The organism is Mammaliicoccus sp. J-M41, from assembly GCF_022385935.1.
Lineage (GTDB): Bacteria > Bacillota > Bacilli > Staphylococcales > Staphylococcaceae > Mammaliicoccus > Mammaliicoccus sciuri_A.
Map to the genome: position 1 here is coordinate 53,840 of NZ_JAJNIR010000013.1, position 15,865 is coordinate 69,704.

18 protein-coding genes are annotated in these 15,865 nt (G+C 31.9%); 11 read left to right on the plus strand and 7 right to left on the minus strand.

What is annotated here, in order from left to right:
• Positions 1-157: 157 nt before the first annotated feature.
• A complete protein-coding gene (gene panC / locus LQ686_RS07005; RefSeq protein ID WP_107590524.1) occupies positions 158-1,000 on the minus strand; it encodes a pantoate--beta-alanine ligase in 843 nt (280 codons plus the stop codon).
• Positions 1,000-1,806, minus strand: coding sequence for a 3-methyl-2-oxobutanoate hydroxymethyltransferase (panB, locus tag LQ686_RS07010; protein ID WP_119651103.1), 807 nt, complete (start codon positions 1,804-1,806; stop codon positions 1,000-1,002). Before panB ends, panC begins: the two co-directional genes overlap by 1 nt.
• A gap of 61 nt (positions 1,807-1,867) precedes the next feature.
• Between panB and LQ686_RS07015 the strand changes: the two genes are divergently transcribed.
• Positions 1,868-2,716, plus strand: coding sequence for an oxidoreductase (locus tag LQ686_RS07015; RefSeq protein WP_119651102.1), 849 nt, complete (start codon positions 1,868-1,870; stop codon positions 2,714-2,716).
• 62 nt (positions 2,717-2,778) lie between these two features.
• On the opposite strand, the gene LQ686_RS07020 is transcribed toward LQ686_RS07015, so the two are convergent.
• Positions 2,779-3,324 (minus strand): GNAT family N-acetyltransferase, encoded by a 546-nt coding sequence (locus LQ686_RS07020; protein WP_025905749.1) that lies wholly within the window; start codon positions 3,322-3,324, stop codon positions 2,779-2,781.
• 212 nt (positions 3,325-3,536) lie between these two features.
• Between LQ686_RS07020 and LQ686_RS07025 the strand changes: the two genes are divergently transcribed.
• The 3 genes from LQ686_RS07025 (at position 3,537) to LQ686_RS07035 (ending at position 5,226) form a co-directional block, all read left to right on the plus strand.
• Entirely contained in the window at positions 3,537-3,977 is a 441-nt protein-coding gene (locus tag LQ686_RS07025) for an aggregation-promoting factor C-terminal-like domain-containing protein (RefSeq protein WP_239733233.1), read from the plus strand.
• 136 nt (positions 3,978-4,113) lie between these two features.
• Positions 4,114-4,743 carry an NAD(P)-dependent oxidoreductase gene (locus LQ686_RS07030; RefSeq protein WP_107573020.1) on the plus strand — a complete coding sequence of 210 codons (630 nt, stop codon included), beginning with the start codon at positions 4,114-4,116 and terminating at the stop codon, positions 4,741-4,743.
• Between the two features lie 69 nt (positions 4,744-4,812).
• A complete protein-coding gene (locus tag LQ686_RS07035) occupies positions 4,813-5,226 on the plus strand; it encodes an Rrf2 family transcriptional regulator (protein WP_025906348.1) in 414 nt (137 codons plus the stop codon).
• 86 nt (positions 5,227-5,312) lie between these two features.
• On the opposite strand, the gene LQ686_RS07040 is transcribed toward LQ686_RS07035, so the two are convergent.
• The gene (locus tag LQ686_RS07040; protein ID WP_025906350.1) at positions 5,313-5,966 is read right to left on the minus strand and encodes a CPBP family intramembrane glutamic endopeptidase; all 654 of its coding nucleotides are present in this window, start codon (positions 5,964-5,966) and stop codon (positions 5,313-5,315) included.
• Between the two features lie 208 nt (positions 5,967-6,174).
• On the opposite strand from LQ686_RS07040, the gene LQ686_RS07045 reads away from it, so the two are divergent.
• On the plus strand, positions 6,175-7,677 hold the full coding sequence (locus LQ686_RS07045; RefSeq protein ID WP_239733234.1) for a glycosyltransferase: 1,503 nt from the start codon (positions 6,175-6,177) through the stop codon (positions 7,675-7,677).
• An 89-nt stretch (positions 7,678-7,766) separates the two neighbouring features.
• Here the strand turns inward: LQ686_RS07045 and LQ686_RS07050 are convergent, their stop codons facing one another.
• From LQ686_RS07050 to LQ686_RS07060, 3 genes are all read right to left on the minus strand, one after another.
• Positions 7,767-8,222 (minus strand): DM13 domain-containing protein, encoded by a 456-nt coding sequence (locus LQ686_RS07050; RefSeq protein WP_119475256.1) that lies wholly within the window; start codon positions 8,220-8,222, stop codon positions 7,767-7,769.
• A gap of 92 nt (positions 8,223-8,314) precedes the next feature.
• A complete protein-coding gene (gene rpiA, locus LQ686_RS07055) occupies positions 8,315-8,995 on the minus strand; it encodes a ribose-5-phosphate isomerase RpiA (RefSeq protein ID WP_025906354.1) in 681 nt (226 codons plus the stop codon).
• 131 nt (positions 8,996-9,126) lie between these two features.
• Complete coding sequence (locus LQ686_RS07060) at positions 9,127-10,269, minus strand: NADH-dependent flavin oxidoreductase (RefSeq protein WP_025906356.1); 1,143 nt, start codon at positions 10,267-10,269, stop codon at positions 9,127-9,129.
• A 315-nt stretch (positions 10,270-10,584) separates the two neighbouring features.
• On the opposite strand from LQ686_RS07060, the gene LQ686_RS07065 reads away from it, so the two are divergent.
• The 6 genes from LQ686_RS07065 to LQ686_RS07090 all read left to right on the plus strand — a co-directional run.
• On the plus strand, positions 10,585-11,031 hold the full coding sequence (locus LQ686_RS07065; RefSeq protein ID WP_239733235.1) for a PTS sugar transporter subunit IIA: 447 nt from the start codon (positions 10,585-10,587) through the stop codon (positions 11,029-11,031).
• A gap of 10 nt (positions 11,032-11,041) precedes the next feature.
• A complete protein-coding gene (locus tag LQ686_RS07070) occupies positions 11,042-12,454 on the plus strand; it encodes a PTS fructose transporter subunit IIC (protein WP_107573016.1) in 1,413 nt (470 codons plus the stop codon).
• Positions 12,454-13,317: a ketose-bisphosphate aldolase gene (locus LQ686_RS07075; protein ID WP_107573015.1), complete on the plus strand. Its 864-nt coding sequence runs from the start codon at positions 12,454-12,456 to the stop codon at positions 13,315-13,317. Before LQ686_RS07070 ends, LQ686_RS07075 begins: the two co-directional genes overlap by 1 nt.
• A gap of 23 nt (positions 13,318-13,340) precedes the next feature.
• Entirely contained in the window at positions 13,341-14,111 is a 771-nt protein-coding gene (locus LQ686_RS07080) for a DeoR/GlpR family DNA-binding transcription regulator (RefSeq protein ID WP_096791020.1), read from the plus strand.
• A gap of 248 nt (positions 14,112-14,359) precedes the next feature.
• On the plus strand, positions 14,360-15,613 hold the full coding sequence (gene istA / locus LQ686_RS07085) for an IS21 family transposase (protein WP_219926097.1): 1,254 nt from the start codon (positions 14,360-14,362) through the stop codon (positions 15,611-15,613).
• On the plus strand, positions 15,606-15,865 hold a 260-nt coding region (locus LQ686_RS07090), incomplete at its 3' end, for an ATP-binding protein (protein ID WP_239733236.1). The genes istA and LQ686_RS07090, both read left to right, overlap by 8 nt.

Genomic DNA, 15,865 nt, shown 5'->3' on the forward strand with positions numbered 1-15,865 from the left:
GTGAGTGTGAGTGTTGAAGTGGTGCGCTAACGATCTTGTTTGTGATTCTTGAGCGTTAGAATTTCTAACGATCTTGTTTTGCAGCCTTGATCGTTAGAGCCCCATCAAAATACAAAAAAACCGATTGTGCCCCTGCACAATCGGCTTCAATACTTTCCTATATGATAATATTATCTATTAATCTTGCTTGGCTAAATTTAACGGCTAGTGAAATAAAGATTTGTCCTTCTATTGTATGTTGTTCTTCTAATTCTGGATAACTGTAAATAGCGACTTCTACTATATCTCCGCTCACGTTACTTTCTAAATATTGCGTGATGGCTTGTATTAAGACGTCACTATTTCTTTCACCTTCATCATATTTCTTCTTAGCTAATGTTAAACTTTTAGATAAATGTACGGCTTCTATTCTTTCTTGTTCTGTTAAATAGATATTTCTTGAACTTTTTGCTAGCCCATCTTCTTCTCTTACGATATCTATTGGTACGATTTGAACTGAGTGGTTAAAGTCTTCTACCATTTTTTCTATTATAGCGAGTTGTTGTGCGTCTTTTCTACCAAAGTAAGCGCGTGTTGGTTGAATAATATTAAACAACTTATTAACGACTGTGACAACACCATCAAAGTGACCTGGTCTTTTCTTACCTTCTAGCACTTGTGCTAAACGACCTACAGTAATCGTCATCTCTAGTTCTCCTGGATACATTTCTTCAACTGTTGGATGAAATACATAATCTACGCCAATTTGTTTAAGTTTCTCTAAATCAGATTCAAATGGTCTTGGGTAATCATCAAAATCTTCATTAGGTCCGAATTGTAATGGATTTACAAAAATACTCACTGCAGTTACATCATTTTCTTCTATTGATTGTTTCATCATTTTTAAATGACCATCGTGCAATGCACCCATCGTTGGTACGAGTCCTATTGTTTTACCTTGAGATTTAAATTGAGATACGATTGAATTCATATCTTTAATACGTTCTACTACTTGCGTCACTACTCTGTCTCCCCCATCACTTTCTTCTTATATGTGTGTGCTTCTGAAGGGAATGCACCACTTTTAACTTCTTCATGATATGCTTTTAGTGCATCTACACCATTTGAAAAATCACCATATTGTTTCACAAATTTAGCAATATGTTCTGAACCGTAATTTAATAAATCATGATATACCAGTACTTGACCATCTGTACCTTTTCCTGCGCCAATACCGATAACTGGAATTGTCAGTTGTTCCGTAATCACTTCAGCTAAATCACTTGGAATCGCTTCTAATACGAGCATTACTGCCCCTGCCTGTTCAACTGCTTTCGCATCTTTTATCAATTGTTCAGCTTCTCTTTTTGAACTTGCTTGTAATTTATAACCTGTAATGCCGACACTTTGAGGTGTTAAGCCTAAATGAGATACGACTGGCACACCAATTTGAGTACAACCTTGGATCAATGTCGTATGCACACCTTCGATTTTCACAGCGTTTGCTTTAGTATCTTTATACAATTGAATCGCATTTTTCATATCCGTTGTATGGTCGATACCTACTGCTCCAAAAGGTACATCAACGATTACGTAACTTTCTGGTGCACCTCTTCTAACAGCTTTCGCATGATGTATCATATCTTCCATTGTCACTTCGACTGTACTATCGTAGCCCAACACAACCATTCCTAAAGAATCGCCTACTAAAATAGTGTCTATACCTGCTGCTTCTGCTTGTTTAGCACTTGGATAATCGTATGCTGTAATCATGGATATTTTTTCTTTTTGTTCTTTCATGGACAACAATTGTTTAATGGTTTTCATCCCGTACCACCTTCTTATATTTGTTATTATGTATATATTAACATTGAAAGGAAAATAATAAATGAAAAAGTTTGGAATAATCGGTCCTGGCGCTGTGGGTACAGCCATTACATTTGCTTTAACGCAATCAAACCTTGATGTTACGCTGTTTGGAAGATCAAATGCTACAGTCTATTTCCAAGAATACAATCAAGATGTGCAACATTCATTTCCCGTTCAATCTTTAGAAGATGCACATGAAAAAGTAGATATCTTATTTATTGCTGTCAAAGCAACGCAACTCGACGCAATCATCCCGTATCTTCATCATATCCTACATGCTAATAGCGTTATTATTTTAACTCAAAATGGCTATGGACAGTTAGAAAAAATTGATCACCCACACAAATTTCATGCTGTCGTATATATAAGCGGACAAAAAGAAGGCAACGTCGTCACGCACTTTAGAGATTGGACTTTAAGATTACCTAATCACGCGCAAACATTAGATATTAAAAGTTTAACCGAAGATAGTTTACTTAATATTGAATGTCTCGAAGATTATGATCAACATGTTTGGTATAAATTAATCGTCAATTTAGGGATTAATACGGTAACTGCTCTTACGAGACAACCAGCTCGTGTACTTAAACACAATCAAATACATTCACTTTGTTACAACTTATTAGTTGAAGGTAATCATGTCGCTAAAGCTGAAGGTATATATTTTGATGATGATTTTGAAGAGAGCATTATGAAAATTTATGAAGGCTACCCTGATGATATGGGTACAAGTATGTATTACGACATCATAAGTGAAAGACCTTTAGAAACAGCATTTATACAAGGTTATATCTACAAAGTTAGCCAAAAACACAATTTAACAACACCTTATATAGATAGTACTTATGCAGTTTTAAGTACTTATTAATGCATCCATATTAATAGCCCCTATACCACGGGAATAATGGTATAGGGGCATTTTTTATACGTTTAACTCCTATTTAATATATCTTCCATCATCAACCAACCTTTTTGATCCGTGTTGTCTGGATCATATGGTTCGAAACCATAATTTAAATACATATTAATTGCTGGATAACTCGTTGTTTGTGTCGTTAAATATACTTCTTTATGACCAAGCTCAATTATTTTGTTAAGTGCTGCACTTAATAATGGCTTTGATAATTTCTTACCTTGATATTCTGGTTTAATGGCTACGAAATGTATTCTACCCAAATGTGAGTCCGTTAAAGGTAACTGACCGAACCATGCTGTCGTCGTCCCTATTACATCACCTGATGCATTCTCAATAAATAAACATCTATATTTCATTTCTTCTATATGAGAGCCAAATTCTTTATGAAACCTTTGCAATGCTTCGTCTATATTTGAAAATTCCTCTGCAGCAGTTTCAACTTCTGCCCAAAGACGTTCGTCCCCTTCTTCAAACATTCTAATCGAATAACCTTCTGGTAATTCATATTCAGGTATGTTGTCTAAATGATTTCTAATCATCTTAAGCTTAATTCTTTCCATAATAATACACCTCTATTTCTATAAAGTTACTGTAAACGTTTCAAATTACAACTTGTCATATGCCTATTATCTTTTTAATCTGACTGTCATAAAAGAAATTTTATTTTTATTCTCCTGTAACCTATGATATCAAAAATGATGTTAGAGTGTATGAAGTAATAAAGATACAAAATTTATAAATGCTTTAAATAGCACATGGAGGATATTTTTTTATGAAGAAATTATTATTTGCAACAACAGCTACAGCAGGAATTATTGCTTCTGGATTTGGCGCTCAAGCAGATGCAAGTGAATATACAAACTACTCTAATCAAAATACAAACTATAACTATACAACTACACAAGTCGCTCAACCGACTCAAGTAACTCAAACTACAGAATCAACTGATTCATCTAATAAAAGTGAAGTATATAAAGAGTTTATCGCTGCTGGCGGTACAAAAGCATTATGGGATAACATCGTAATGCCTGAATCTAGCGGTAACCCAAATGCCGTAAATGAACTTGGCTACAGAGGTCTTGGTCAAACTAAAGAATCTTGGGGTACAGGTAGTGTTACTGAACAAACTAAAGGCATGATCAATTATGCTAAAGAACGTTACGGTTCAATCGAAGCTGCAATTGCTTTCCGTCAAGCTAACAACTGGTGGTAAGATATAAATAAACAAACTTCTGCTATGTGGATTTCCACATAGCAGTTTTTTTATACACAAAATCTTTAACAAAACCAGATATACATATTATACTCAACTTATATCTAAATTAAATACAAGAAAGAGGTTATGTAAAATGAAAATAGGTATTATAGCAGCAAACGGTAAAGCAGGTAAATTAATTACAGAAGAAGCAATTAACAGAGGTTTAGATGTAACAGCCATCGTTCGTAACGAAAATAAAACAGTGGCAACACAATCTATTATTAAAGATATATTTGATTTAACAAGTGAAGACTTAACACAATTCGATGTTGTTGTAGATGCTTTCGGTGAAATTAGAGAAGGCAAACTTCATTTACACCAAGACTCTATTCAACATTTAAGTGATATTTTATCAAACACAAACACACGATTAATCATTATCGGAGGCGCTGGTAGTTTATACGTTGATGATCAATTAGAAAATCAACTATTCGATACACCTGATTTTCCAGAAGTATTTAAACCACTTGCAAAAGTTCAAGGTAAAGCACTTGTAGACCTTCGTAAAAGAGATGACGTACGCTGGACATTTATCAGTCCTGCAGCAGAATTCATAGCTGATGGAGAAAGAACTGGAGAATACATTTTAGCTGGGGAAGTCTTCACTTTAAACGATAAAGGTGAAAGTAAAATAAGCTATGCTGATTACGCCATTGCATTAGTAGATGAAGCAACTGAAGGTAACCATATCCAAGAAAGAATTTCTGTATTATCAAAATAATACACATTTACTATCGCAATTCTCATCTCTCAAAGTTATAATAAATAAGGAATCTAAGAGGTGAAAAGCGTGAATACACAAATATCAGTAGCAATTCATATATTATCATTACTATCTGTGAACAAAGAACCTATATCTAGTAAATTTATAGCAGGTAGCATTAATAGTAACCCTACACTTGTAAGAAAAATATGTAAATATTTAAGAAATGGTAACTTAATCGAGAGCCAACAAGGTAAATCAGGCTATCGACTTGCTCAATCAGCAGACCAAATTTTATTAGGCGACGTTTATAAACTTATTCAAGATGAAGAGCATTTCGCTAAAATTCATCAAGACACAAATCCAGATTGTATCGTCGGACAAAATATACAGTCTGCATTAGATGATGTTTACACACAAGTAGATCAACAAATTATTGATACACTCAATCAAACATCCATATTAGATTTAACATCTAAAATGACCGAAACTGTACAGTAATTTTAATTATATAGAAAAAGCTGGAGACATCTTTAACAACAAATGGCTCCAGCTTTATTTTTGTTTAAATGAGAAACGCACGATATCTAATTAAAAAACACTAAATATATAAGAATATGTATTAAATTATTTAATCCATGCGCTACTATGGCTACTTCTAATCGATTAGTGTTTAAATAAAGTGCACCAAATAATAATCCTAATCCAAAGTAAATGATAAACTCACCTATACTTGATGGTCCATGTGACAATCCAAATAATACGCTAGATACGATATATCCTATTAATAGATGTCCTTTAAACATCCCTTTTAGCATGAAACCTCGAAATATAAGTTCTTCAAATATTGGTCCTAGTATTACAAATATAATAATAGATATGTATAGGGGTAATATATTTAAATCTTTATATACTTCCATTTGATTTTGTGGTTGTCCTATAATTGCCGATACAGTCCAATACATAATAAGTGCTATACCTAATGTACGCAATGTATATTTGATATCTTCTTTCTTTAAAGCTTCAATTTTAATGAGTTGTAATTGGAATCTATGTATTAAATAAAGTAACAGAATAAATAATACACACCCTATTAATACAATGAACCAATTGCTTGCTAGCGCAATCGATGTATATGCACCCATGCATATTATAATGAGCAAACACGATTTCAAGGTCACATACTTCGTTTGTTCTTGAAAAATTGGCTCATTATCTTTGAATATCTGTTTCATACTCATTTATTTATCCTCATTTCAATAAATTAACAAATTCTTTTTATAAATAAATGTATTTCATTTATTATAACAAAAATTTCGAAACAATAGCGATTTATACTTTCTTTTAAAACGAACTGTTTGTAAATTTTTAACAAACTACACTAACATTACCACAAAAAATGGCGTATATTATATGTATATAAAATTTTATTTTGTAGGTGATTTCAAAGTGAACTATTTTATAGTGAATAATATCAATCATAAAATAACAGGTATAGAAAAGTCTGTCATGAATAGACTAAAACTATTTAACGATTTCAACTTGGAAGCTAAAATTATCACGTTAGCTTGGAATTCAAGTTTACATAAAAATGCCCATACGTTCGGCGTAAGTAAACAAGTCTTTTCTATGTATGATTTCTTCCAAGAATCCATCAACGTTCAAATTAATACGGTTAGAGACTGGATAGCATTCTGGGAAGATGACCTTAATTATGAGATTAAATATGTTCCTAATACAAACGATTTAAGGGTTTATCAAAATGGTACAAGAATTATATATGCAAGCTTTCGTGATTCAAACTATAAATTATTAGACTATGTTAACTATTTTGATACGAGAAATGTCAAAATGAAACGAGAATATTACGATTCTAGAGGTTTCTTAAGTCGTGTTAGATATATGCGTACGAAAGAAATGCCTGTATGTGATACGTATTTAACACCAAGTGGGAAAATAAAGCTTGAAGTTTATTTCGATCCTTATCAAGAAAAAGAAGTTGTCACACGAATAATGCTCTTTGATTATAACGCTAAAGATTATACATTTGATAATACAAATGAACTGATAGCATTCTTCTATGAACAGTTATACAAAGATGGTGTCTTGTTCTTTAGCGATAAGACAGCCATCACTTCTCCACCATTTTTAATCACAGACAAAAAAGTACCGGTTATTTCTGTATTACACAGTACACATGTGAAAAACAACAATGATATTGAAGGTTCAGATATTAAAAATATTTATAACTGTGTCTTTAATCATTTAGACCGTTTTTCTGGCATTTTAGTATCTACTGTTCAACAAAAGAAAGATGTAGAGAAACGTATTCAATCGAAAATACCTGTCTTTAATATTCCAGTTGGATATGCTCAACAAAAAGAAGCGAATTTCACACCAGTTGTGCCTCATGGTCCTCTGAAATTAATGTCTATAGCACGATATGCACCTGAGAAACAACTTGATCATCAAATTCGACTCATCAATAAACTGAAAGACGATTTCGATCAAATTGAACTTCATTTATTTGGATTTGGTGGCGAATTGAATAAACTAAAAGAATTAACGGATTCATTAAACTTAGAAAACCATATTAAATTCCGTGGATTTATACCTAACATTACTAATGAGATGCATCACTTTCATGCGAGCATGATTACAAGTAATATGGAAGGATTTTCGTTGGCATTACTGGAATCTTTATCTAATGGATTACCTGCGATCAGTTATGACATCCCTTATGGACCAAGTGAACTGATTGTTAACGGTAAAAATGGTTATCTTGTTCCTAGAAATGATGAAGACAAACTTTATGAAACCATTAAGTCTTATTTAAGTAATCCTGACCTGCAAAAAACATTCCGAGATACCTGTATGACGGAATCACAAAAATATGCACAAAGTGAAATTATTAAGAAATGGCTTCATTTATTAGGTGAAGTAACATCATAAATTCAAACAAGAACCCCCAATTCATCATTCTGAATTGGGAGTGTAAAATAAACTGTGTAAGTAGAGAACGTACGACTCTACTTCACAGTTTATTTTACACTCCCTAATTTAGCACTACCGAATACAACATGTGCTTTATCACAATAAATTGTCACTTCATTATATTTAGATGTGTCCATGTCTTTTAAATCAAATGTTTGTTCCACCTTATCGTAGTCTACTTTATCAATTTTCATTCCTTTTTTAACATCGCCATCTTTAGTTAAATAAACATGTAAGTCAGGTCCTTTTGATGATTTGAAATCTGTTAACATTAATTTACTATCTTTAATCATTGCTTTACCTTCTACTTTTTCACCATTCATAGATTCAAACATACCAGACATTATCATGTCTTTCATGTTTTCTTTACTCATGTCTTTATCTTTCATTTCAGTTTTCGTATCCATCTTATCGTCTTTATGCATATCATTATTACCACATGCACCTAATAATATAGTTGTTGTTAATGCAAATGCTCCAAATGTTGTTTTAGTTAAGTTCACTTAACACATCTCCTCTTTAGTTGATATGTTAAGTTTATGCCCTATATCATCAATAAACCATTAACTGTTTATTAACTACTATGAACTCATTATTAATTCTCGATTATAACGACACTTTGCGTTTCAGAACGACTCATGAATACTTTTTTCGTCATATTAATAAATAATCCAGTCTCTACAACGCCTATAATAGATATTAAATCTTGATTTAATTGTTCTGGATGATGAATCTCTCCAAACTCACAATCTAATATGTAATGATCGTTGTCTGTCACATATACATTTGAATCTTTCATTCGCAATGTCGCTTGGCAACCTAAACTTTCAATTGCACGTGCTGTGATTTCCCATCCAAAAGGCACAACTTCTACTGGTAGCTTAAACTTACCTAACGTCTTAACGTATTTCGTTTCATCTATAATCACAATAAAATTATCCGTTGCATTCGCAACAATTTTTTCACGTAGTAGCGCACCACCGCCACCTTTAATCAATTGAAGATTTTCATCCACTTCATCAGCACCATCTATAACTAAATCTAAATGGCTCACTTCTGAAAAATCAGTAAGCGGAATTTGATGAATACGCGTTAATTCAGCAGTATCTTCAGATGTTGGTACACCTTTAATTTGAAGGCCATTTTTAACACGTTCACCTAACTTCTCTATTGCATAACGCATAGTTGAACCTGTACCAATTCCTATCGTCATACCATCTTGAATATCATTAACCGCTTCATAAGCAACTTCTCTCTTTAGCTCATTTTGATTCACGTTGTACACCTCATTCAATTTTTCAATTATTGTTTCAAGTTTAACACACCAAAAATATATGTTCAGAGTACAAAAAAGCTGAGGCAATCAAATGCCTCAGCTAATCAAAACTATATATATAAAATTATGGATTATTTAGTTTGAGAAGTTTCTTGATCAGTTCTTGGTAATGGGTAGAAACCTGCTACAAACTGTTTCCATAATGGGTCTGGTAAATCATGTTTATCTACTCTTTCAGGATCGAATACAGAAACGATTTCGTCTTCTTTTCCTTGTTCGATTTTTGAAACGAATTGGTAATCAAGTAACAATTCTCTACCAAGTGCAATAAGTGGTGCACCTGTTTCAATTGCTGATAATGCATCGTCAGCAGTAAAGATTGAACCAATTCCTATTAATGGCACACGACCATTTATCCATTCTAATAATAATTTAATACGTTCTTCACCTTTATATTGACCTTCTCTTGTTGTTGAATGAATATCCATTAATGATACATGTAAGTAATCAAGTGGTTTTTCAGATAAAGTCTTAACAAGTTGTTCTGTTAATTCCATAGAAATACCTGGAGATTCTACTTCTTCAGGAGAGAAGCGATAACCTACGATAAAGTCAGGTGTTGCATGTTCACGTACAACTTTAAGTACAGCATCAACAACTGCTAAAGGATATTTAATATGTTCGCCCCACTCATCATCTCTTCTGTTGTAGTATGGTGAGAAGAATTGATGAATTAAATAATGGTTCGCACCATGAATTTCAACACCGTCAAAGCCAGCTTCAATTGCTATTTTAGTAGCGTTAGCGAAAGATTCAATAGTATGTTCAATTTCTTCTACAGTTAATGCTCTCGCAACATGTGTTTCTTGTTGTCCGAAGCCTTTCACTTCAACTTCACTAGGAGCAGCCGCTTCACCAGTTGGCGTTAATCCAGGTAATGACATCGCACCACCATGATGGATTTGAATTAAAGCTTTCGCACCATTTTTCTTCATAACTTCAGCTTGTTTCTTAAGCCCAGCAAGATCCGCTTCTTTAGAAACAGAAGGTTGTCCAGGAAAAGCTTGGCCAAGCGGTTCAACATAACTCGCAGCAGTAATAGAAATACCTACATCTTGAGAACGTTTTTCTATATATGGAATTTCAATATCAGAAATCGTACCATCTTCATTTGATGAAACATGTGTTAATGGCGCAAGCACAAATCTATTCTTTACTTCCACACCATTCGGTAATTTTAAAGATTTAAATAAAGGTTCATATTTTTTGTTCATTTTCAATAACTCCTCCTTATGAAATAACACTATACCACCATCAGAAAATAACATGCCAATTAAATGCTTATAGAAATGGTATGAAATAGGATTTAAAAAAATCATTCTAACAGTTGTTGATAATACAATTTTTATTTCAAGAACTTTTCTAATATTTCAGACTTATAAATGATTGATTTCGTTCATATTTATTAATTATTTGAACAATATTCGTTCTAAATGACATAAATCGTTCAAAGTATTGAACAGTATGAATACAATTGCTATGCTTGAACACAATAAGTAAGCGCTTACTTATAAAGAGGAGGTGTTATTTTGAATATTACAGACCTTATTGATAAAAATACATTTATTTTTAATGAAAATATTAAAACTAAAGATGAACTCTTTAACTCACTTTCAGAGAGCTTATATCAAAATGGTTATTTAAAAAACAAAAACAAATTTCTAAAAGATTTGTACAAAAGAGAGGAACTAATTTCAACGGGAATTGAGGATGGTTTCGGGATACCTCACACAAAGTCAAAATATATTAAAAAACCTTTAATTACTTTTGCAAAAACGTCTGAATTGCAAGATTACACTGCACTAGACAACTCAAAAATTAACATAGTATTTCTTATTGCGTTACCTAAAAATGCACAAGATTCTCATTTATATTTATTAAGTGAATTAGCGAAGTTATTAATGGATTCTAATTTCAGAGAAAATATTAAGAGAGTTAATAATTCAGATGAAATATTAAATATTTTATCTTTATAGGAGGGGTATTATGAATATCGTTGGTATTACTGCATGTCCTACAGGTATTGCTCATACGTACATGGCAGCTGAAAAACTTAACAAGTCTGCTAAAGAAATGGGTCATAACATAAAAATAGAAACTCAAGGTTCAAAGACAGATAATATTTTAACTAATGAAGATATTGAGAATGCTGATTTAATTATTATTGCTGTCGATAAAGAAATCGACTTACACAGATTTAATGGTAGAAAAATCAAAAAAGTATCTACTGCACAAGCAATAAAAGACCCTAATAGTATTATTGATGAAGCTAAAAATAATATTGGCTTAATAAGTGTTGAAACCAAAAATGAGAATAATTCCGGAAGTAATAAGTCTGGTATATATAACCATTTCATGAATGGTGTAAATTACATGCTACCATTCGTAATAGCTGGAGGAATTTTAATAGCTATTAGTTTTGCTTTTGGTATAAATGCCGCTGATCCGGAATCAGATTCATATAATAAGTTTGCTGCTGCACTTTCAAAAATTGGAGGAGATACAGCTTTTCAATTGATGGTTCCTGCTTTGTCTGCTGGTATAGCATCTTCAATTGCCGGTAGAGCAGGATTTGCACCAGGGTTAGTTGCAGGTACATTAGCAACAGTCGATGGTTCTGGTTTTTTAGGTGGGATGATTAGTGGTTTAATGGCTGGGTATGTTACAAACGCATTAGCTAATAAAATTAAAATTCCAGCTTCTATTTCTGCACTTTACCAATTAATTATTGTCCCTTTAGTATCAATTTTAATAGTTGGATTAGCTATGATTTTTCTAATAAATACACCAATATCTTGGTTACTTGAGGTATTAACAAATTGGTTAAATAATCTAGGTAAATCTTCAGGTATTTTATTTGGACTTTTAATCGGTGCTATGATGGCAGCAGATATGGGTGGTCCAATAAATAAATCTATTTCTACATTTTCAATAGGTTTAATGTCTGCAGGTGTTAATGCCCCTATAGCGGCATGTATGGTTGCAGGTATGACTCCTCCATTAGGTTTAGCCTTAGCTACTTTGCTATTTAAAAATAAGTTTACTGAAGAAGAAAAAACATCTGGAAAATCTTGCTGGGTATTAGGTGCATCATATATTACAGAAGGTGCCATTCCATTTGCAGTAGCTGATCCACTTAGAGTAATACCTAGCCTAATAATCGGATCTGCTACTGCAGCTGCTATATCTATGGGTGCGGGTGTTACATCTCTAGCTCCACACGGTGGAATTTGGATATTATTTATTCCAAATGTCATAAATCATTTAGTTATTTATATAATCGCTATCATTAGCGGAACTGTTGTAACAGCATTATCTGTTGGATTTTTAAAGAAAAGAGTCTCACTAGAACAGGAAATGAAATCTAAAGAAATTATTAAAAATAAGGTGGAGATATAATGTTATATAATATGAAAAACTTACTAAAAGTCGCAAATGAACACCATTTTGCAGTTCCAGCATTTAATATTTGTAGTTTTGATATGCTTAAATCAATTATGGAAAAAGCAGAGGAGTTAAATTCACCAGTCATTTTGGAAATTCATCCAGATGAAATTCAATATTTAGGTGATAATTTCGTATCTGTAGTGAGAGCATATGCACTGAATAGTAAAGTTCCTGTTGTCATTCATTTAGATCACGGTGGCTCATTATATGATGTTACTAGAGCTATAAAAAATGGGTATACCTCTGTTATGATTGATGCTTCAACAAAACCTTTTGAGGAAAATATTGAATTAACAAAAAAAATTGTAGAACTAGCACATAATGTTGATGTTTCAGTAGAAGCAGAGTTAGGTACAATAGGTAATAACGGATCATCTGAAGGTGGTACTGATGAAATAATATACACTGACCCAGATCAAGCTGAATACTTTGTTAATGAAACTAATATAGACACTTTAGCTGTAGCAATAGGAACTTCTCATGGTCTGTACCCTAAAGGAAAAAAACCTAAATTAAATATAGAGTTATTAAAAGAAATCAATAACCGATTGTCTATTCCAATAGTATTACATGGAGGTTCTGGCAATCCTGATGAAGAAGTAAAAGAATCTATACTGTATGGTGTTGGTAAAGTTAATTTAAGTTCTGATTTAAAAAGTGCCTTTTTTAATGAAGTAAGAAATACACTAAGTAATAATAAAGATTTATATGAACCTAATGAAATTTACCCCATAGCTAATAAAAAATTAAAAGAAGTAGTAGAGTATAAATTAAATCTGTTAAATACTACTGGAAAAGCAAAATTATATAAATAACCACAAAAAAAGGTGGGCATTTCATGTTAAAAATAATTGAAGAACGTCAGCAAATTATAATAAATCATTTAAAAATTGTTCAGTTTGCAAGAATTCAAGAATTAATTGAATTAGTTAAATATAGTGAGGCTACTGTTAAGAGAGACTTAATTGATTTAGAAAAAAAAGGTCTTGTAAGAAGAACACGTGGTGGCGCAATGATCATAGATAATCAAAAAATAGATTTACCTTATTTAATGAAAATTATTAATTTTAATGAACAGGATAATAAACATAAACTTGCCGAATCCGCTAAATCTCTTATTAAAGATGATATGTTAATATTTTTAGATTCAAGTACAACTACTTTACATCTTGTAAAAATGTTATCTAAATTTGAAGGATTACAAATTATTACTAATGGTGTACTTACAGCATCCTTATTATCGGAATTCACAGATGCACAAATAAATATAATAGGTGGAACAGTTGTAAAAAAAAGGAACACTATTAATGGTGCCAAAGCATTTAATGATGCTTTAAATTATAATGCTGATATTTCATTTGTTTCATGCAGAGGATTCGATTTCAACAAAGGTGCTAGCGAAACTACCGAAGGAGAAGCACTTATTAAACAAGCTTTCAGAAAAAATTCTAAGCATTTAGTTTTATTAGTAACTGAAGATAAATATAATAATAAATACTTGCATAAAAGCTTATCATTACATGATATTGACACTATTGTCACTGATTATAATCTATCAAATGAAGACAAAAAATTATTTGAAAGAAACAATATTAGGATTATAAACTAAATAAAATATAAAGAGACCAAAACTAGGTCTCTTTTTGATTGTCTTTGAATACTGATGATAGATAGACTTTATATTGAGATATCTCGTGGGTTTACTCCGCCTTTAACTCACATCTTTCGCTATCTCGTGGGTTTACTCTGACTTTAACTCACATCTTTGGAAATGATAGTTTAAGAATGTACACTTTTGCTTGTTTAAGTATGTACAACACTTATAAATTAGCGATAATTTTATTGAGGTGATTATTAATGAAATTATCGTTAAATATAAAAAAGGATTTTAAAATAATAATGGAGAGCTTAAAAATGAAAATAAACAAGAGTGAAGTCGCAAGGCAGATGGGTGTAGACCGAAGAACGGTTGATAAGTACCTAAATGGTTACCTGCCAAGCAAAAAAAGAAATAGATTTTCTCTAATAGATAATTATTATGAGGAAATTAAAAGGTTATTGTCTGATGAATGTGAACAAAAGTTCTACTATAAACGAATATTATGGCAATACTTAAAAGATAATCATGGACTTGAATGTGCATATTCTACTTTTAGGGCTTATATCACAAGACATGAAGAATTAAATGCATATTTTAAAAGAGGAAAGCACAAGTTGTCGCCAAGTGGCACAACTAGATATGAAACAAGTCCTGGTCATCAAGCGCAATTTGACTGGAAAGAAGATATAAGATTTAAGACTAAAGATAATCAAGAAGTATCATTGAATATTGGGGTATTACTTTTATCATATTCTAGATTCAAAATTATGCAAGTTACGATGAGTAAATCAAGCGAAGTATTACATAATTTATTAGTCAATGCGTTTGAAACGATTGAAGGTGTGCCTAAAGAACTTATAACTGACAATATGAAGACTGTAATGACACAACCAAGAACAGAGTATTCAAGTGGACAAATCAATCGTAGATTTAAGCAATTCGCTGATGATTTTGGATTTAAGGTACGACCATGTGTCGCTGGTAGACCAAGAACAAAAGGGAAAGTCGAGTCTATTATGAAGATATTGGATGAGATACATGCATATCAAGGAGAGCTTTATTTAAATGAGATTCCATCTTTTATTTCAAATTTAAATGACCGATTAAATTATTCTGTACATGTAGGTACTGGTAAAATACCGATAATTGAATTGGAAAAAGAAAAGAGTCCCCTACAGACACTACCACATGTACATGTAAGAAACTCATATAAAGTGAAACATAAATACTTGAAAGTCAACCGCTCTAATATGATTACATATCAGACTAATCAATATTCAGTACCAGCTAAATATTGCGGAAAAACAGTTGAAGTTCAAATTTATGATCAAATATTACATGTATATTATAACACCAAATTAATCGTTGAACACCCTATCACACGCCGTAAATTAAATTATGAAAAGCAGCATTATCTAGAAACTTTAGCGATTTCCTGTGGAAATCATGATGATATTAATCAAATTGCATTAGATAATTTAAAAACGATAGGAGAACTGTATGATGAGTAATTCAACAAATTATAGACGATTAAAAGAAAATTTAGAATACCTAAAAATGAATCAAATGATCAATCACTTAGATGATGTTATAGACTTCAGCATTAAAAATGAAATGTCATTTATTGATACATTAGTAAAATTGAGTGATTATGAAATCGCAGTTAAAGAGAAAAATATGATTGAGTCAATGGTTAAAGTGGCAGCTTTCCCATTCAAAAAAGAACTATCAGATTTTGATTTTTCCTTTCAACCATCGATTAA

Bases quoted from the DNA above. Each gene is read 5' to 3' on its own strand.
- LQ686_RS07020 (WP_025905749.1), bottom strand. From the start codon at position 3,324: ATGGAAAGAATTAAGCTTAAGATGATTAGAAATCATTTAGACAACATA.
- istA (WP_219926097.1), top strand. From the start codon at position 14,360: ATGAAATTATCGTTAAATATAAAAAAGGATTTTAAAATAATAATGGAG.
- LQ686_RS07075 (WP_107573015.1), top strand. From the start codon at position 12,454: ATGTTATATAATATGAAAAACTTACTAAAAGTCGCAAATGAACACCAT.
- panB (WP_119651103.1), bottom strand. From the start codon at position 1,806: ATGAAAACCATTAAACAATTGTTGTCCATGAAAGAACAAAAAGAAAAA.
- LQ686_RS07080 (WP_096791020.1), top strand. From the start codon at position 13,341: ATGTTAAAAATAATTGAAGAACGTCAGCAAATTATAATAAATCATTTA.
- LQ686_RS07030 (WP_107573020.1), top strand. From the start codon at position 4,114: ATGAAAATAGGTATTATAGCAGCAAACGGTAAAGCAGGTAAATTAATT.
- LQ686_RS07015 (WP_119651102.1), top strand. From the start codon at position 1,868: ATGAAAAAGTTTGGAATAATCGGTCCTGGCGCTGTGGGTACAGCCATT.
- LQ686_RS07060 (WP_025906356.1), bottom strand. From the start codon at position 10,269: ATGAACAAAAAATATGAACCTTTATTTAAATCTTTAAAATTACCGAAT.
- LQ686_RS07040 (WP_025906350.1), bottom strand. From the start codon at position 5,966: ATGAGTATGAAACAGATATTCAAAGATAATGAGCCAATTTTTCAAGAA.
- LQ686_RS07025 (WP_239733233.1), top strand. From the start codon at position 3,537: ATGAAGAAATTATTATTTGCAACAACAGCTACAGCAGGAATTATTGCT.
- LQ686_RS07070 (WP_107573016.1), top strand. From the start codon at position 11,042: ATGAATATCGTTGGTATTACTGCATGTCCTACAGGTATTGCTCATACG.